Here is an 18,405-nt window from a genome sequence, read left to right on the forward strand (position 1 = left end):
TCGCACGGGCGATGACCTCGACAAACCAGAATACGGGTAGCAGCAATACCCAATCGGAAACTCTTCACGCAACATGCGGTAGAACGTTCCGCGTCAGTGGAAATCGTTCACGTGCCGCAAATTTGGACACTGTTTCGCAGCAGTGAGATGCGCGCATGCTTAGCGGCGATCGCATCGGCGACAAAAGATGCGTATGCGGCAGGCGCGAGCGTCGTCGCGTTTGCTCATCCGTGGATGGCTCGGGCTGCCGACCTCGCGAGCCAGGCGAGCGAAGGCAAGCCCCCCCTCGATAGTGCGCGCGCAGCGTTGAATACCGTTATGCGGCGGCTCAACCAGGCGTCAGCTGAAAAGCGTTGATGGATAAGCCAGCGGGCGGGCAGCAATCGAGCACGAAAAAAAGCCCGCTTGCGCGGGCAACCCTTCTCTGCGCAGCATCGCCACGCGCCAACATCTTCACCCCTTCGTCGCGCCAAACGTCAGTCCCGCGACAAAATGCTTCTGCATCGCGAAGAACATCATCACCGATGGCAGCGCCGCCAGAATCGATCCCGCCGAAACGAGATTCCACGCGGTCGTCCACTGCCCTTTCAGCGCGGCCACGCCGACCGTGATCGGCGCTGCGTCATCGCCTTGCGTCAGACACAGGGCCCAGAAATAGTCGTTCCACACGAACGTGAACACGAGGATCGCCAATGCCGCCAGCGCGGGTCGAATCAGCGGCAGCACGATCCTGAAGAACACGGTCCATTCGTTCGCCCCTTCGATGCGCGCCGCCTCGACCAGTTCGAACGGCAGCTGCTTGATGAAGTTGCGCAGAAACAGCGCGCAAAAGCCGGTTTGGAACGACACATGAAACAGAATCAGCGCGCTCACGGTATTGAACAGCCCGAGTTGCAACGACAGATCGCGCACCGGAATCATCAACACCTGGATCGGCACGAAGTTGCCCGCGACGAACGTCGCGAACAACGTCGAATTGCCACGAAAGCGATAGATCGCCAATGCGAAGCCCGCCATCGCCGCGAGTGCGATCGAGCCCACTACCGAAGGCACCGTGATCAGCACGCTGTTCCAGAAGTAATGCAGCATCGGCGACGTCGTCAACGCCTCGCGATAGTTGTCGAACATCGCGAAGTGCTTCGGCCATCCCCAGTAGTTGCCCTCGCTCAGTTCTTCGGTCGAACGCACGGACGTAATCAGCACCGCGATCATCGGCAGCAGCCAGATCAGGAGTGCAATCGGCAACGTCAGTTTGTATGCACGGCGCGTGGCCGGCTTCCATTTGTCGATCGGAATCGGAAACATCAGCGGCTCCTTATTGCTCGGCGCGCAGCATCCGCCGCAGGTGATAGACGATGTACACGAGCATGATGCCGAACAGCACCACCGCGATCGCCGCCGAATAGCCGATGCGGTAATACTTGATTGCCTGGTCGTACATGAAATAGGCAAGCACTGTCGAGCTTTCGAACGGACCGCCGCCCGTCATCACCGAAATCAGATCGAAGCTGCGCAGCGCACCGATGATCGTCACGACGATCGCCATGAACGTCGTGGGCCGCAACTGCGGCAGGATCACGTGCCACAGCATCGACCAGCCCTGCGCGCCTTCCATTCGCGCGGCTTCGATCTGCTCGGCGTTCAACGTGGTCAAGCCGGTCAGATAAAGAATCATGCAATACGCGGTTTGCGGCCACAGTGCCGCGAACACGATGCCGAAGGTCGCATAGCGCGGATCGCCGAGCACCGGCACGCCGCGGCCGAGCATCATCGCGAGCAGGCCGAAGGTCGGATCGTAGAACCACGAAAAGATCAGTCCGACCACCACGCCCGACAACACGAACGGCGCGAAAAACAGCGACTTGACGATCCGGATGCCCGCCACCGCCTGGTTCAGATACAGCGCGACGGCGAGGCCCATCGGCGGGGCGAGCAGGAACAGTACGAGCCAGATCAGGTTGTTTCTCAGTGCCGTGTAGAACGTCGGCGTATGGACCAGCTCGATATAGTTCGCGAGACCGATGAAGGTCGGCTCGGTCATCCCGTCCCAGTTGAAGAAGCTCAGGCGGATCGTCGAGAGAATCGGCCACACCACGTACACGGCCACCATGAAGCAGGCCGGCGCGAGAAACAGGAACGCGGCGCGCCGCTGCCGCCGCGCGGTCGGCGTCGGGCCGCGCCGGCGCGACGCGACGGGTGCGCCGCCCAGCGCACCGCCCGGCGCCGGCAAGGTCGGCCCACCGGATTCAACAGGACCGTCGACGCTATGACGGCTGACGGAATGCGACACGATCAATCTCCCGATCCGATCTGATACAACGCAATGCGTCGGACAGCGGCCTTGCGGCCGCCGCCGCTCACTTCTTGTAGATACGCTGACGCGTCTGCTCGAGCTGCGCGAGGATGTCGTCGAGTTTCGACGGATCGGAGACGAACTGCTGCATCCCCTTCATCCCTTCGTCGGCCATTTCCTTCGTCATGTCGCGATCGTAGAACTGCGCGATACCGCCCTTCGTATTCGACAGGATCTGGAAGCCGATCTTCGAAATCGGTTCTTCAGGCTCCGGCGATTTGCTATTCGCCGACAACGAGCCGAGCCCCTTTGCGAGTTGTTCGCCGATCTCGGGCGTCGCGACAAAAGCAAGGAACGTGTGCGCATCGGTCTTGTTCTTCGCCTTCGACGGAATATGCAGCGATTCGACCGGCCCATCCTCGGCGGTCGGCACCTTGGAGTCGATGATCGGGAACTGGAAGTAGCCCATTTGCGGCTTCACGTTATCCGGGAAACCAGCCGCAATGAACGTGCCCATCAGCATCATGCCGGCCTTGCCCTGGAACAGGAACGGCTGCACCGCGTCGAGATCGTAGGACAGCGAGTTATTGATGAAGTAGCCGTCGTCGATCAGTTGCTTCCACGTCGTATAGACCTTCTTCACACGCGGATCGGTGTACGGAATCTCGCCGGCCATCAGCTTCTGATGGAACGCGTTGCCGTTCAGACGCAGATCGAGGTAATCGAACCAGCCGGCCAGCGTCCACGCATCGCGGCCCGCTACTGCGATCGGCGTAATGCCGGCGGCTTTCAGCTTTTTCGCGGCGTCGAGAAACTCGTCCCACGTTTTCGGCTCGCCCTTGATGCCGGCCTTCTCGAACAGATCCTTGCGATAGAACATCCCCCACGAGTAGTACACGGTCGGCGCGGCATACTGCTTGCCCTTGTACGACGACGCTTCCTTCGTCGACGCATACATGCCGTTCCAGCCGTTCTTCTGCCAGTCGCCACTCAGATCATCGAACAGACCACGCTGCGCGTAATAGGCCATCCGTTCGCCGTCGTGCCAGTTGACGATATCGGGTGCGACAGTCGAAAGCCAACCCGGCAACTGAACCTTGTAGGCCTCCTCGTCGATGAACGACACCTTCACGTCGACATCGGGATGCGCCTTCTTGAACTCGTCGACCACCTGCTGCCACACCGCGCGCTGGCTCGCGCCCTTGTACGCGATGTTCAGCGCGAGTGTGCCCGCCTGTGCGGTGCTGACGACGGAGGTCCCCGCGGCAACCGCGGCCAGCGCGAGCGCCAACAGAATCTTGCGTGGTTTCAGTTTCATCCTGACTGTCTCCTTTATGCCAAGGTTTTTGCGACGTTGTCGCTTCTGTTTCGAATGACTGCGTGGAGTTGCTACGACTGGACTTCTATTACGAGCGGTAGATCGCTACACCTTGCGGCGCCAACTCGCGTGAACCTATCACGAAAGCGTCGTCGGGAATGTGGTCGAGCGTGCGGGCTTGATCGCCATAGTTGAACACATAGGTCAGCGCGCCGCGTCGGCTGATGCGCACGCTGTCGCCGAGCGCCTGCGTTTCGAGGCCCGCTTCCTGTGCGATCTGGGCGAACAGATGCACCGTCAGCGCGTCGTCGAACAGGCTCGCGAAGTAGTGGAATGCCCCGCTTCGCACGTACGCGGGATGACCGTCCGCGAAACGCGCGCGCACTTCGAGCGCCGATGACGCATCTGTGTCAATGAAATCGCGCCAGTGACGAGCGACACCATCGGCCGCACCGCCCTTCTGTTCGAGCACCACCGCTTCCGTCACGTTCGGCCGCATCGATTCGACGCGCCAGACCCGCAGCGGCAATACCGACGTCAATGCGCCAGGCGGCAGATTCGCCGGAATCCGCAGGTCGCGCGTCTTCGATCCGGTGCGCGGGCCGAGCACGACTTGCGCGCCCGAGCGCGCGAGACGTTCGGCGAAATCGTCGGGGACGACCGGCAGCGGCGGCACCACGATCAGGCTATAGCCCTCGAACGATGCGTCGACCGGCACGACATCGACGTCGAGCCCCAGCGAGCGCAAAGCCGAGTAGTACTCGAACGCGAAGCGCGGATAGTGAAAATCCGCGCCCTGCGGATGAATCTCGAACAGCCACTTCGCTTCGTAGTTGTAGACGAGCGCGACTTTCGAGCGGATCGACGCATTCGCATCGGCAGTCGCCGCGAGCACCTTGTGAATTTCCGATGCCACCTGCGAGGCTTCATTGCCGCCGACGTCGAGCCGGTTATCGGGCGTATTGAGCCCCGCATGCATTTGCTCCTGCGCGAACGGCGCCTGACGCCAGCGGAAATACGACACGCAGCCCGCGCCGTGCGCGAACGCTTCCCAGCTCCACAGCCGCACCATGCCCGGCAGCGGCGCCGGGTTCCATTGCGCCCAGTTCACCGGTCCCGGCTGCTGCTCCATCACCCACAGCGGCAGCTTCGACATGCCGCGATACACGTCGTGATTGAACGACGCGAAATCCGGATGACCGGTACGCAACCAGCGCGCCTTGATGTCCGGCGCGAACCACTGTTCTTCGAGCGCGCCGAGCGGATAGCTGTCCCACGTCGCGACGTCGAGATCGGCCGCGACCTTGTAGTGATCGAACTCGGTGAAAAGCTGCATGAAGTTGTGCGCGACCGGCCGGCCCGGCGAATGCGCGCGAATGATCTCGACCTGCATGCGGTTGTAGCGCGCCACTTCGTCGGATGCGAAGCGCCGGTAGTCGAGCCGATGCGACGGATGCGCCTCGGTCACGGTGCCGACCGGCGCGTCGATTTCTTCGAAGCCGCGATACTCCATGCTCCAGAACACCGTGCCCCATGCTTCGTTCAACGCCTGGATCGTGCGATAACGCGCCTTCAGCCACTCGCGAAAGCGCGCGAGCGCGGCCGGCGAATAGCTGACCACCGTGTAATGACAGCCGAATTCGTTATCGGTCTGCCAGAAAGCGACCGCCGGATGCTTGCCGTAGCGCTCGGCCACCGCCGTGCAAATACGACGCGACGCCTCGAAATACGCGGGCGACGAGAAGTCGTAATGACGCCGCGAGCCGAACGCGCGTGGGCGTCCATCGGCGCCGACCGGCAGGATGTCCGGATGACGATCGATCAGCCACTTCGGCGGTGTCGCGGTCGGCGTACACATGACGACCTTCAGGCCAGCCGCGCCGAGCACGTCGACGGCTCGATCGAGCCAGCCCCAATCGTATTCGCCGGACGTCGGCTCGATGCGGCTCCACGCGAATTCTGCAATTCGCACCTGCTCGATGCCGAGCGCTTTCATCCGGCGTGCGTCGTCTTCCCACATCGACTCGGGCCAGTGCTCCGGGTAATAACAGACTCCTAAACGCATCCCTGTGTCCCCAATGTTCTTCAAGCGTAGTGTTCGACGGATTCGAGCGACGCGGCCGCGAAGCCGTCCTCGGTAAACAGATGACAGGCGGTACGCGGCACCCGCAGGCTCGCGCGATCGCCTGGGGCGAGGCGCGTGTTGCCCGGCGCCTTCGCGATCAGCACGGCCCCGCCGGGTTGATCGAGGTGCACGTAGCTGTGCTCGCCAAGCTGCTCGACGAGCGATACGGTGCGCGCGAGCACGCCGTCTTGCGACGCGGCCGATGCATCGACGAACTCCAGATGCTCGGGACGCACGCCGAGCGTGACCGGCTGCGCTGGCTGCAAGCCCGCGCTGCTGACCGGCACGCGCACGTTCTCGCCGGTGTGATCGAGCGTGACGAGCACGCCTTGCACATCGAGCGAGGCCACCTTGCCCGGCAGGAAATTCATTCGCGGCGAGCCGATAAAGCCGGCCACGAAGCGGCTTTTCGGGCGGTGATACAACTCGAGCGGCGCGCCGGTCTGGGCGATGCTGCCGTAGCGCTCGGTGTCCTTGCCCGAATGCAACAGCACGATCTTGTCGGCGAGCGTCATCGCTTCGATCTGATCGTGCGTCACGTAGACCACGCTCGCCTTCGCGAACTGCTTATGCAGGCGTGCGATCTCGACGCGCGTTTGTCCGCGCAAGGTTGCATCGAGATTGGACAGCGGTTCGTCGAACAGAAACACGCCGGGCTCGCGCACAATTGCGCGTCCGATCGCGACGCGCTGCCGCTGCCCGCCCGACAGTGCCTTCGGCTTGCGCTCGAGTAGTGCCTCGAGTTGCAGGATGCGCGCGGCTTCACGCACCTTGCGCTCGATTTCATCCTTCGGGGTCTTCGCGAGTTTCAGGCCGAACGCCATGTTCTCGAACACGCTCATGTGCGGAAACAGCGCATAGCTCTGGAACACCATTGCGACGCCGCGTTGCGCGGCCGGCACGTCGTTGACGATCTTCCCGCCGATCGACAGGTCGCCGTCGGTCACGTCTTCGAGTCCGGCGATCATGCGCAGCAGCGTGGATTTGCCGCAGCCCGACGGGCCGAGAAACACGCAGAACTCGTTTTCGCCAATGTCCAGATCGACGTTGCGAATCACCGGCGCACCGTCGCCATATGCTTTCTGCACGCCTCGTAACGAAATGCTCGCCATTGCATCGACTCCGTGATTTAATCGGCGCGAAGTCGGAGATTAAGCGCTTAATCACCGCGACCGAAAAAATCGACCGCAAGGCGATCGTTGGGTCTGTCTCCGATATCGTTTTGTACTTGGTTGAGGGCAGATGTTGCCGCGCCTCGCGCCGCGATGCAAATGCCGGACAGCCATCCCAAATACTGACCTATCATGCCTACACTCAGCGAAGTCGCGCGTCATGCCGGCGTTACCCCGGCCACCGTGTCCAATGTGCTGCGCAATCGCGGCCGCGTCGGCGAAACGACCCGGCAACGCGTGCTCGATGCGGTCGCGGCGCTCGGCTATCGCCCGCATCTCGCCGCGCGCGCGCTCGCCGAAGGGCGCGCGCCGACGCTTGCGCTGATGGTGTCGAGCATCGCGAATCCGTTCTATCCGGAGTTCGCGCTCGCGGTCGAACGCGCCGCGCGCGCGAGCGGCCACTTCGTGATCATCTGCAATACGAACGAGGATCCGCTGAGTGGCCGCGCGTACCTCGACCAGATCGCCGGCACGCTTTCCGAAGGTGTGCTCGTGACCAACGCGAACCTGGATTTCGCCGATCTGCACAAGACCGAAGCGCGCGGCACACCAGTCGTGCTGTGCATGTGGGAGCGGCCCAGCGAGCCGCCCGGGTTGCCGTGCGTCGCGGTCGATTTCCGGCTGGCCGGCAAGCTGGCCGGCGAGCATCTGCTCGAACTCGGGCATCGGCGCTGTGGTGCGATCGTCGGCAGCAAGGCGTCGGGCATTCACGCGGCGCGCTACGAGGGTTTCGTCGACGCGTTGCGTGCGGCCGGCGTGACGAGGAATCGCGTGCGGCACGCGCTCGACACGATCCACGGCGGCTACCTTGCGACGCGCGCGCTGCTCGAAGCCGATCCGCAGCTGAGCGCGATCTTCGCGACCAACGACCTGCCCGCGCTCGGCGCGATGCACGCGGCGGCGGACCTCGGCCTGCGCGTGCCGCACGATCTGTCTGTGATCGGCATCACCGACATCCAGCTCGCGCGCGAGTCACGTCCCGCGCTGACGACGGTGGCGGTACCGACGGTCGAGGTAGCGGGACTTGCAGTGGAACTGCTGCGCGAGCTGATCGAGACGTCGTACGGGCAAGCTGGACGCGCCGTGGGGGACGTGCCAGCGCACGTGCCGATGCGGATTTCGTCCGAGCCGAAACTGGTGGTGCGCGCATCGACGGCCGCGCCCCGCTCGCGTTGATGTGGCAGTAGCAGCCACGGCGCAACGTGTAGTCGCCGACGCTCAGCCGGCTTGCCGCGCATCAACTCGCGTGACGAGGCACACGCGCGCCGACCGCCAACGCAATGCAGGCCAATACCGCGGACACCGCCGCGAACGCGACGTTGGCCCACAAATGCCCGACCCGGCTCGACAGCAGCGCTATGCCCACCGCCGGCAACGAGTTGCCGGTGTAACAGCACAGCAGATACGCCGATAGCAATTCGGCGCGTTGGTCCGCGGGCGCGATCCGGTTGACCTCCTGCAAGCTGCCGCGAAACCCGAGCGCGGCTGCGATGCCACACAACGCCGTCGCCGCGCTCAGCACCACGATCGACGCGGCGACCTGCGCCCACAGCAGCAACGCCAGACTCGGCGGCAACAGCCACAGACCGGCGAACATCGCGGTGCGGGCGGCGAGTTTCGACGTAACCATCACCGTGATCGTGCTCGCGGCGAACAGTTCGGCGACGAGCGCCCCGCTCAGCGCGGGGCTGTGCAGATGCATGCTGTTCGCGATCAGATTGGGCAGCAGCGCCGCGAAAAAGCCGAGCAGCGCGAAGGTCGCGAATGCGGTGACGGCAGGCACGACGAATGCCACGCGCAATCGCGCGGGTACGCCGATGCGTGGCGCGAACGACACCTGTGCAAACGTCCGGGCGCGCTCCTGCACGGTTTCGCATGCGAGCGCCGCCAACGCCGCGGTGACCAGAAGCGTCAACAGATAAACGACGAACACCGTGTGCAACGGCCAGGGCGCGAACTGCGCGAGCAGTCCGGTCAGCAGCGGCCCCACTCCGAGCCCGGCCAGATTGACCGCCGCGGCAAGACGGCTGGCGGGCGCCTTGTCGGCGCCGGCGTGCAATTCCGCGATCCACGCGGTCGCCGTGGCGGCACCGACGCCGATCGCCAGTCCGCTTGCCGCTCGGGCGACGAACAGCCACGTCGCATGCGTGGCGAATAGAAAGCACATCGTGCTCGCGATCGCGGCTGCGAGCACCACCAGAGTGACCGATCGACGGCCGGCCTGGTCGGATACGCGACCGAACAAAAACAGCGCGCCGAGGTTGCCGATCACGTAGGTCGCGTACACGAGCGTGATCGTCAGCTCGGACAAGCCAAACCGGCGTTGATAGAGCGGATAAAGCGGCGTGACCATCGTGCTGCCCGCGTACAGAACGCCGATCACGAGGGCGGCGGCGCTCAGCGATGCGCGGGAGCCGAGTCGTCGCGGCCACCAATGCGAAGGCATGGGTCTCTCCGACAGGTTCACGTCCTGTCGACGCGAGCAAGTGCTGTTCCGCCGCGACCTCGCCTCCGGATTCAGCGAACCCCGAAAACGCGCGTTACGTGCCGCGAAATGTGTTTAAAAGCCATCGCTCAGGCTTCAAATAGCTTTCAGTCGATCCAGGACTTTCCCGAAGCCCAAAAGCGCTGCTTCGCACCGCAACACGCCTTCAAAGCCTTGCCACGCAAGGCTTACAGCCTGCACGCGGTGCGCCGCGCGGCAAATTTCCGCTCTCACATTTCCTTGACGATCGGCTGCGCGCCTGCTGTACTAAATCAACCAAAGTGATTTAGGTGATTTCCTTCGGACCACGTCGAATCGAAGCGTCATCGCCGAACGTCGACCCAGCAACTTTGCAGTTTCGATCTATCAGCAGTCTCACACGTCGTTGCCAATAACTGGAGGAGCGTCTCATGAATCTGAATTCCCACAGGCGTCCTGTCGTCAGGACAATCGTGTCGATGGGTGCCGCGGCAGCGGCGCTGTGGTGCGCGAGCGCGAGTCAGGCCGCCGACCAGCCCGTCATCGGCCTGATCACGAAGACCGATACGAACCCGTTCTTCGTCAAGATGCGCCAGGGCGCGGACGCGACCGCGTCGAAAGACGGCGCGAAACTGATCACGGCCGCCGGCAAGTTCGACGGCGACAACGCGAGCCAGGTCACCGCGATCGAAAACATGATGACGGCCGGCGCGAAAGCGATCCTGATCACGCCGAGCGACACCAAGGCGATCGTGCCGAGCATCAAGAAGGCGCGCGCGGCCGGCGTGATGGTCGTCGCGCTCGATACGCCGACCGATCCGCAGGACGCGACCGACGCCCTCTTCGCGACCGACAACTTCAAGGCCGGCGTGCTGATCGGCAAATATGCAAAGGCCGCGCTGAACGGCAAACCCGCGAAGATCGCCACGCTCGATCTCGCACCGGGCGTGTCGGTCGGCGTGCTGCGTCACAACGGCTTCCTCGAAGGCTTCGGTGTCAAGGAGGGCGATGCGTCGATCGTCTGCAGCCAGGACACGCGCGGCGATCAGGCGAAAGGCCAGACCGCGATGGAAAACTGCCTGCAGAAGGCACCCGATATCAACGTGGTCTACACGATCAACGAACCGGCCGCGGCCGGCGCGTATCGCGCGCTGAAGGCAGCGGGCAAGGACAAGGGCGTGATGATCGTGTCGATCGACGGCGGCTGCGAAGGCGTGCGCAACGTGAAGGCCGGCGCGATCGCGGCGACCTCGCAGCAGTATCCGCTGAAGATGGCCTCGCTCGGCGTCAGCGCCGGCGTCGATTACGCGAAGACCGGCAAGAAGGTCTCCGGGTATCAGGACACCGGCGTCACGCTGATCACCGATAGACCGATGTCCGGCGTCGATAGCAAGGACACGAAGTTCGGCCTCGATAACTGCTGGGGCAAGTAACGCGCATTGCACAGCGGCCCGTTGCGCGTCGTAGCGGGCCGCCATCTGATTCGCCGCGTGACCTTCACGTCACGCTCATGTACCGAGGACTGCCATCATGTCGACCCCTTCCGCGCCCGCCGGCCGCCCGCGCCCGTCTTTCTCCGAGCATCTGCCATCGCTGACCGAAATCGGACCGTTGATCGCGCTGGTGCTGGCCTGCGCATTCTTTATTTCGCAAAGCAGCCGCTTTCTATCGTTCCAGAACCTGTCGCTGATCCTGCAACAGACGATGGTCGTCGCGGTCATCGCGATCGGCCAGACGCTGATCGTGCTGACCGGTGGCATCGATCTGTCTTGCGGCATGGTGATGGCCTTCGGCTCGATCATCATGACCAAGTTCGCGGTCGTGCTCGGCGTGCCACCCATTCTCGCAATCCTATGCGGCATCGGCGCCAGCACATTGTTCGGCTTACTGAACGGCCTGTTGATCACACGCATCAAGCTTCCCGCGTTCATCGTCACGCTGGGTACGCTGAACATCGCGTTTGCGCTCACGCAGATCTACTCGAACGCGGAAAGCGTGTCGAACCTGCCCGACGCGATCATGTTCTTCGGCAGCACGTTCAGGCTCGGACCGGCGGAAGTCACGTACGGCACCGTGCTGACGCTGCTGATGTATCTGGCCACGTGGTTCGTGCTGCGCGACACGGTGCCCGGCAGGCATCTGTACGCGCTCGGCAACAACGCCGAGGCCGCGCGGCTGATGGGCCTGTCGTCGCAGCGGATTCTGCTGATCGTCTACACGCTCGCCGGCGCGATCTATGGCATCGCCGCGCTGCTGTCGGTAGCGCGCACCGGCGTCGGCGATCCGCAGGCCGGGCAAACCGAGAATCTCGACAGCATCACCGCGGTCGTGCTCGGCGGCACGAGTCTGTTCGGCGGACGCGGATCGATCGTCGGCACCTTGCTCGGAGCGCTGATCGTCGGCGTGTTCCGTAACGGCCTGACGCTGATCGGTGTGTCCTCGGTGTACCAGGTCTTGATCACCGGCATCCTCGTGATTCTCGCGGTCGCCGCCGATAAACTCTCGCACCGCGGCCGTTGATCCCGCACAGGAGCCTTGTCATGCTGACCTCCACCTCCCCTTCCACGTCCGCCGCGATGCCGGTTCTGCAAGCACGCGGGCTCGTCAAACGATATGGCAACGTTACCGCGCTCGACGGTTGCGATTTCGAAGTGCTGCCCGGCGAGATCCTCGCGGTGATCGGCGACAACGGCGCCGGCAAATCGTCGCTGATCAAGGCGCTTTCCGGCGCGACGGTGCCCGACGAAGGCGAGATTCTGCTCGACGGCAAACCAGTCAAGTTCCGCAGTCCGCTCGACGCGCGCGCGCAAGGCATCGAGACCGTGTACCAGGAACTCGCGGTTGCGCCGGCGATGAGCATCGCCGAAAACCTGTTTCTCGCCCGCGAATTGCTGAAGCCAGGCTGGCGCGGCTCGCTGTTCAAGATGATCGACAAGCGCCGCATGCTCGACGAAGCGACCGCGGCCATGAAAGACTTGCAAATCGGCATCCGCTCGATGCGCCAGGCGGTCGAAACGCTGTCCGGCGGCCAGCGCCAGGGCGTCGCGGTGGCACGCAGCGCGGCGTTCGCGCGCCACGTCGTGATTCTGGACGAGCCCACCGCCGCGCTCGGCGTGAAGGAAGGCAACATGGTGCTCGAACTGATCCGGCGCGTGCGCGATCGTGGTTTGCCGGTGATCCTGATCAGCCACAACATGCCGCACGTGTTCGAGATCGCCGACCGCATCCATATTCAGCGGCTCGGCCGGCGCGCGGCGCTCGTCAATACGAAGGACGTGCACATGTCGGAAGCGGTCGCGATCATGACCGGCGCGAAGAAAGCCGACGTGAAAGCAATCGCGTGACGCGCCGCTCAACCCGCTGAGCCACGAGGCCGATACACGACGATGGACACCTCCAGCACCAGCCCGCGCTCGCCGGTCAAACGCACGGTCGGCTCGAACCAGGTCGGCATGCGGCAATTCAACGAGCGGATCGTGCTGCAAACGATCCGCTTGCATGGCCCGCTGCCGAAGGCCGAGGTCGGCCGCCTCACGCGTCTTTCGATGCAGACGGTGTCGATGATCGTCGATCGGCTGATCGCCGACGGCCTGCTCGAAAAACAGGCGCGCGTGCGCGGCAAGATCGGCCAGCCGTCGGTGCCGATCGCGCTGCGCGCGGACGGCGCGTACACGATCGGCATCAAGGTCGGACGCCGCAGTCTCGACGTGCTCGCGATGGACTTCGCCGGGCGCATCGTGTGCCGCGACGTGTTCGAGTATGCGTATCCCGACCCGCGAACGCTGTTCCCCGCGCTCGAAAGCAAACTCGCGCGCGTGAACCAGACGCTCGGTGCGAAGGCCGGCAAAGTGGTTGGCGTCGGCGTCGCGGCGCCGTTGTGGCTCGGCGGCTGGCGCGACTTTCTCGGCGCGCCGCCCGGCGCGCTCGAAGCCTGGAACGACATCGATCTGCGCGCGCGCATCGCGACGATAAGCGGCCTGCCCGTCGAGTTCGCCAAAGACACCACGGCCGCGTGCGCGGCCGAACTCGTGATGGGCCAGGGCCGCGGCATCCACAACTTCCTGTATCTGTTCGTCGGCACGTTCATCGGCGGCGGACTCGTGATCGACGGCCGTCTCCATGGCGGTCCGCACGACAACGCCGGCGCGGTCGGTTCGATCCCGCTGCGCGAAGGCAGCGCACGCAAACCCGCGCGGCAGTTGCTGCACGCGGCATCGGGCTTCGTGCTCGAACAACTGTTCAGCGACGCGGGCGCGCCGGCCGCCGCGGCGCACGATCATCGCGCACTGTCGCCCGAGTTGTGGCGGCATACCGAGCAATGGCTCGATAGCGCATGCCCGGCGATCGCAAACGCGCTGACCAACGCGGCCGCGCTGCTCGATCTCGAAGCCGTCGTGATCGACGGCGAGTTCGACCGGCTATTGCTGCGCGAGATCATTCGCCGCACCGAGCGCGTGCTCGATCGTTTCGAATGGGAAGGGATGGTGCGGCCGCAATTGCTGGAAGGCGCGATCGGCGCCGACGCCCGCGCGATGGGCGGTGCGATTCTGCCGCTCTATGGGCATTTCGCACCGGTCCATGAGCTGTTTCTGAAGCCGGCGGCGTCGGAGGCGGGTTTTGACGAGCGGTAAGCGGTTCAGTGCGCGGCAACTTTCGTCGCTGCTGGCGGCGCTTGCGCCGGCACCGTCGTCACGGTTTTCTGAACCGGCTTATCGAGCAACGGCTGCAACGCCGGAGCCATCGACTTCAGCAACTGCACCGCCAGCGCACTCGTGAAGTCGTAACGCGCGGCGTAGGGCTCGTGCACCCACGCGGTCAGCGTGCCGTAGAAGCGGTCGCCGAGCGCGAACACGAAGGTCGCGCTGCGATTCACCTTGCGCGACTCGATCAAGCGCGCGCCCTTCGCATACACGTTCAAGCGCTGATCGCCGGTGCCGGTCTTGCCATAGACTTCGAGCGTTTCGCCGTTCGGGAACGTCATACCTTGCGCGAGGCGCCTCGCGGTACCCCCCGTCACGACATCACGTAACAGCATCCGTACCTCGCTCGCGATCTCCGGCGACACCTGCTGCTGCGGCGCGATCACCGCGCGCCTGAAATGCGTTTCGTACGGCGTATCCTTCGCGAAGTCGATTTGCGTCAGCGTTTCGGTCGGCACCTTGTTGCCGCCGTTCGCGATCACGCCGATCAGTTGCGCGAGCGCCGCCGGACGATCGCCCGACGCGCCGATCGCCGCCGCATACGACGGCGTCAGCGACGCGAACGGATAGCCGAGCGCCTGCCACGATTTGCCGATCGCGTCGAACGCGCGCAGTTCGACCATGCGCTTGATGCGGCGATCCTGAGTCGCGTGATAGCGCGTCTTGAAGAGCCACGAGTAGGTGGACAGTCGCACGTCCTGGCTTGCGGTTTCGATCTGCGCGAGCGTCGCATCGGGATGCTTGCGCAGATAATTCAGCGTCCACAGTTCGAGCGGATGCACGCTGGAGATATAGCCGCGGTCGTTCAGGTTGAAGCGGTTGATGCCGTACTTGTCGTACAGATTCGCAAGGTCTTCGTCGTCGAGCATCGAAGCCGACGGGGTGTTCTTCAGCGCCGCGTACATCATCTTGTTGAACCAGGCGTTCGATTGATCCGGCGCGACGCTGCGCAAAGCGGTCGCCACTTTCGGCGGCGATTTGCGCACGCCGAGAAGCAAGAGCGTGATCTGCTGATCGGGCGTCTTGCCGTGATACTTCGTGTAGAAACGCTTCATGTACACGCGGCTTTCCTGATCGGCGAAACGCGTCAGATACATCTTGCGGGTCGCTGTATCGCCGAGCCATTCCGACGACGGCCCGGTGGTCTGCACCATTTCATAGTGCACGATATCGCGCATCAGGCGCACGAACACGAGGTTCACCGAATGCTGGAACGCACGATGCACGGTCAGGATGCGGCTGTTGTCATCGGACTCGAAGTTCGTGAAGGTCTGCGCGCCGCCGCCCGTAAAGAACGTTTCGCCGGGGCTCGCCGAGTATTTACGCTCGACGGCGGCGTCGAGCATCGGCTGCAGCGAGTGATCGCGCGTGTGCAGCAGATAGTCGATCGCCCAGCGCGTCAGCCGATCGTTCGGATCGGGCGTGACTGCTTTCAGCTCGGCATTGCTCAGCGAGGCGTAACGGGTGTGCAGATCTGTGACGATCTGCAGATACGTGATGACGGTGCGCAGTTTCGCGGTCGAACCCAGGTTCAGGCGCGCGCCCGAATTGATGTCGAACGGCTGGTTCACGCTATCGGTCTGCACGCGCACGAGGTTCGCGTCGCCGTGCCGTTCGAAAAGCGTGAAGCTGTAGGCGATATGCGTCGGATCGTCGGACCCGCGCAGCATTTCGTAGCCGACGAGCCCCGCGGCCTTCGCGCCGTCTTTGGTCGCGGCGGCGGCGAGGCGCTCGGCGACGGCCTGTTGCACATCATTGTTCAGCGTGCCTGTGGCCTGCACGTCGAGGCGGTCCAGTTCATAGAAGCTGCGCACACCGAGCGCGGCGAGCAGATGCGAGCGCATCGACGTCACGGCCTTGCGCGACACGAACGAACCGAGATCCGGCGTGCTGCGCGGCGCGCGATGCAGTTCGACATGCGCCGCCAACGCCGCGTCGCGCAACTGCGCGGTGATCACGCCGCCACTCGCGAGCAGCCGCAGATAGCTGTCGGTCAGCCGTTCGAGCTCGGGATAGCCGCGCTGCAGGAAAAACGACGGCGCGCGCTGCGCAATCATTAGCGACAGCACTTCGCGAAACGCCAGGCCCTGGTCGGGCAGATTCGCGTCGGTCGACGGCGCCTTCAGCAGACGGTTGGTCTCGCGGAAATCGCGCCCATACCAGGCGGCGAGACCATCGCCGATCCCGTTGATTTCGCCGACGCCGGGCTGCGCGGCGAGCGGCACCGAGTTCAGATAGTGCACGACGATCTGTTCGCGCGCGGGCAGTGTTTGCGGTCCGTTCAGATAAGCGCGCACCGACGCCGACGCGATTTGCCGCAGCTTTTCAGGCGGCGTCGCGGTGCGGCCGCCCGCCGAGTGACGGAATTTCTCGATCTGCGTTGCGAGCGTGCTGCCGCCCGGCGTCTGCTGATGACGATTGAAAACGCGCGCGCCCTGGTCGACGAGCGCGCGGCTGAAGCGCCCCCAGTCGATCGCCGGATTGCGGTTCGGCTGACCCGGATCGAGCAGATAGCGGTCTTCGATGAACAGCAGCGAGTTCACGACGAGCGGCGGAATCGCGTCGAAGCTGTCGTACACGCGGCCCGGAAACTGAGCGCTGTATAGCGGCACGCCAGTGCCGTCGAACAATTGCAGGCCTGCCGTGTCTTTTTCGTCGTAAGGCAGGAACAGGCCATCATCGGCCAGCGACAGCATGCGTTCTGAATCGCGCGCCTGCGAGCTGATTTCGAAGCCATGCTGCAACAGGCGCTGCTGAATGGCAGGCAACAGCGCGTAGCCGAGGCGCGCGTCGTACGGGCCCTTGTCGGCTTGCGGAAAGCGGATGGAATGACTGGGACCGTCGGCGACCGAGAAACCGACGTCGCGGGTCAGCTCGGAAAGGTAGCGCGCCTGCAGCCGCGAGGTCTCGATCTCGATCTGCACGAGCCGCGCAATCAGCGCCATCGCGAGCAGGAAAAACGCGGCCAGGCCCCATTTGAGCCAACGCCAACTCCGCACGGTCACGGTGCTGGTCGCGCGAAGCGGAAACCGAAGCGGTGGCCGATTCATGGCTGCTCTCCCCGAGCGATGGCCAGGATGTCCAGCCTGGCTCAGTTGATATAAACCAGTGTAGCTCGGAACGAGAAACCGTCATCGGCTCAGATTGACGCGACAGTGTCGCGGCTACAACATCCGCTGGCGTCGAATGACAAAACGCGAACCGGCATGAGATATTGAAGGACGTTTCACCCGTATACCAAACCGCCTTTTCGGGCGGTTTTGCCGTTTCTGGCGGCGCTTGCCGAAACAAAGTCGCTTTTTGGCTGGCATTCTTACCGGCAACCGGGCGAACGGCCGAGCAAGCCGGTGGCGGTGCGGCTAAGCTCGTATTTTCGTCTGCGTCCGTTGTGTCTGTGCGCGCAACAGCGCGATGAACCGCTCCGCCGGCGGCGACAGCACGCCGCCCTTGCGCGTGACGATGCCGAAAGTCTGCGATGGCGATTTGAGCCTGACCGGCACGACGCGCAGCATCTTGTGCCGTACGAACGGCCCGGCAATCGCGCTCGGCAGCAGCGAAACGAGTTCGGCGCTGCTTTGCAGCAGCGCGACTGTCACGAAAGTGGAAGCCGTCGAAATCGGATTGTCGGGCATATCGAGGCCGGCGAGATCCAACTCGCGTTCGAGCAGCGCATGCAGCGGCATATGTGACGGATACATGACCCAGCGATGCCCGCCGAGCTCGCTCAACGTCATCTCGCGACGCGGCAACGGCGCATGCTGATACCCGACCACCACCGCCAACGGCTCGTCGCCGAGCGGGCGATACTGATACTTCGACGGATCGGCCGCGACCGCCGCGCGGCCGATCACCAGATCGAGCCGGCCGTCGTCGAGCTGCGCGAGCATCCGCGCGCTGGTGTCTTCGACCACCTCGATCGACAGACCCGGTTGCGCCGCATGCAACTGGTTCAGCGCGGGCACCACGCAGTCGGGAATCGCGCCCATGATCGCGCCGAGCGCGAGCCGCCCGCCACGCCCCGAACGTATTTCCGCGACGTCCTGACACAGCGCGGTGAGGTCCGACGTCACGACGCGCGCATAGCGGATCACGCAATGGCCGAGCTGGTTCGGGATCATGCCGCTTTTCGAGCGCTCGAAAAGCGGCGCGTCGAGCATCGATTCGAGCTCCTGCAGGGCCTTGCTCGCCGCCGATTGCGTCATCGACATCACGCCGGCCGCTTTGTGCAGCGATTTGTGATCGTCGAGCGCGATCAGCAGATGCAGCTGCTTCATGCGCAGCTTCGACAGCAGGACGTTGAGCGTGTCTTTCATTGTGCGGGTGAGTCGCAAAA

The 18,405-nt window shown here is 63.9% G+C and carries 14 protein-coding genes; 6 read left to right on the forward strand and 8 right to left on the reverse strand.

Annotation, left to right across the window (positions count from 1 at the left end; genetic code table 11):
* Positions 1-453: 453 nt before the first annotated feature.
* The 5 genes from G5S42_RS09495 to G5S42_RS09515 form a co-directional block, all read right to left on the reverse strand.
* Positions 454-1,305 carry a carbohydrate ABC transporter permease gene (locus G5S42_RS09495; RefSeq protein WP_176106513.1) on the reverse strand — a complete coding sequence of 284 codons (852 nt, stop codon included), beginning with the start codon at positions 1,303-1,305 and terminating at the stop codon, positions 454-456.
* A 10-nt stretch (positions 1,306-1,315) separates the two neighbouring features.
* Positions 1,316-2,290, reverse strand: a complete 975-nt coding sequence (locus G5S42_RS09500; RefSeq protein WP_376776871.1) for a carbohydrate ABC transporter permease — start codon at positions 2,288-2,290, stop codon at positions 1,316-1,318.
* A 67-nt stretch (positions 2,291-2,357) separates the two neighbouring features.
* Positions 2,358-3,611, reverse strand: a complete 1,254-nt coding sequence (locus G5S42_RS09505; protein ID WP_176106515.1) for an ABC transporter substrate-binding protein — start codon at positions 3,609-3,611, stop codon at positions 2,358-2,360.
* A gap of 88 nt (positions 3,612-3,699) precedes the next feature.
* Positions 3,700-5,676: a beta-galactosidase gene (locus tag G5S42_RS09510; RefSeq protein ID WP_176106516.1), complete on the reverse strand. Its 1,977-nt coding sequence runs from the start codon at positions 5,674-5,676 to the stop codon at positions 3,700-3,702.
* A gap of 20 nt (positions 5,677-5,696) precedes the next feature.
* Positions 5,697-6,848 carry an ABC transporter ATP-binding protein gene (locus G5S42_RS09515; protein WP_176106517.1) on the reverse strand — a complete coding sequence of 384 codons (1,152 nt, stop codon included), beginning with the start codon at positions 6,846-6,848 and terminating at the stop codon, positions 5,697-5,699.
* A 192-nt stretch (positions 6,849-7,040) separates the two neighbouring features.
* Between G5S42_RS09515 and G5S42_RS09520 the strand changes: the two genes are divergently transcribed.
* Positions 7,041-8,084 carry a LacI family DNA-binding transcriptional regulator gene (locus tag G5S42_RS09520; protein ID WP_176106518.1) on the forward strand — a complete coding sequence of 348 codons (1,044 nt, stop codon included), beginning with the start codon at positions 7,041-7,043 and terminating at the stop codon, positions 8,082-8,084.
* Positions 8,085-8,145: 61 nt separating this feature from the next.
* On the opposite strand, the gene G5S42_RS09525 is transcribed toward G5S42_RS09520, so the two are convergent.
* Complete coding sequence (locus G5S42_RS09525) at positions 8,146-9,354, reverse strand: MFS transporter (RefSeq protein ID WP_176106519.1); 1,209 nt, start codon at positions 9,352-9,354, stop codon at positions 8,146-8,148.
* A gap of 108 nt (positions 9,355-9,462) precedes the next feature.
* Here G5S42_RS09525 and G5S42_RS43800 point away from each other — a divergent pair, with 108 nt between their 5' ends.
* From G5S42_RS43800 to G5S42_RS09545, 5 genes are all read left to right on the forward strand, one after another.
* The gene (locus tag G5S42_RS43800; RefSeq protein ID WP_176120226.1) at positions 9,463-9,678 is read left to right on the forward strand and encodes a hypothetical protein; all 216 of its coding nucleotides are present in this window, start codon (positions 9,463-9,465) and stop codon (positions 9,676-9,678) included.
* A 125-nt stretch (positions 9,679-9,803) separates the two neighbouring features.
* Positions 9,804-10,805, forward strand: coding sequence for a sugar ABC transporter substrate-binding protein (locus G5S42_RS09530; protein WP_176106520.1), 1,002 nt, complete (start codon positions 9,804-9,806; stop codon positions 10,803-10,805).
* A gap of 97 nt (positions 10,806-10,902) precedes the next feature.
* On the forward strand, positions 10,903-11,892 hold the full coding sequence (locus tag G5S42_RS09535) for an ABC transporter permease (RefSeq protein ID WP_176106521.1): 990 nt from the start codon (positions 10,903-10,905) through the stop codon (positions 11,890-11,892).
* A gap of 20 nt (positions 11,893-11,912) precedes the next feature.
* Positions 11,913-12,716 (forward strand): ATP-binding cassette domain-containing protein, encoded by an 804-nt coding sequence (locus G5S42_RS09540; protein WP_217709874.1) that lies wholly within the window; start codon positions 11,913-11,915, stop codon positions 12,714-12,716.
* 42 nt (positions 12,717-12,758) lie between these two features.
* Positions 12,759-14,003 (forward strand): ROK family transcriptional regulator, encoded by a 1,245-nt coding sequence (locus tag G5S42_RS09545; protein ID WP_176106522.1) that lies wholly within the window; start codon positions 12,759-12,761, stop codon positions 14,001-14,003.
* A gap of 5 nt (positions 14,004-14,008) precedes the next feature.
* Here G5S42_RS09545 and G5S42_RS09550 read toward each other — a convergent pair whose 3' ends face one another.
* A complete protein-coding gene (locus G5S42_RS09550) occupies positions 14,009-17,122 on the reverse strand; it encodes a transglycosylase domain-containing protein (protein ID WP_176106523.1) in 3,114 nt (1,037 codons plus the stop codon).
* Positions 17,123-17,431: 309 nt separating this feature from the next.
* The gene (locus G5S42_RS09555; RefSeq protein ID WP_176106524.1) at positions 17,432-18,385 is read right to left on the reverse strand and encodes a LysR family transcriptional regulator; all 954 of its coding nucleotides are present in this window, start codon (positions 18,383-18,385) and stop codon (positions 17,432-17,434) included.
* Between the last annotated feature and the right edge of the window lie 20 nt (positions 18,386-18,405).

Origin of the sequence: Paraburkholderia youngii (assembly GCF_013366925.1) — a bacterium.
GTDB classification, from domain to species: domain Bacteria; phylum Pseudomonadota; class Gammaproteobacteria; order Burkholderiales; family Burkholderiaceae; genus Paraburkholderia; species Paraburkholderia youngii.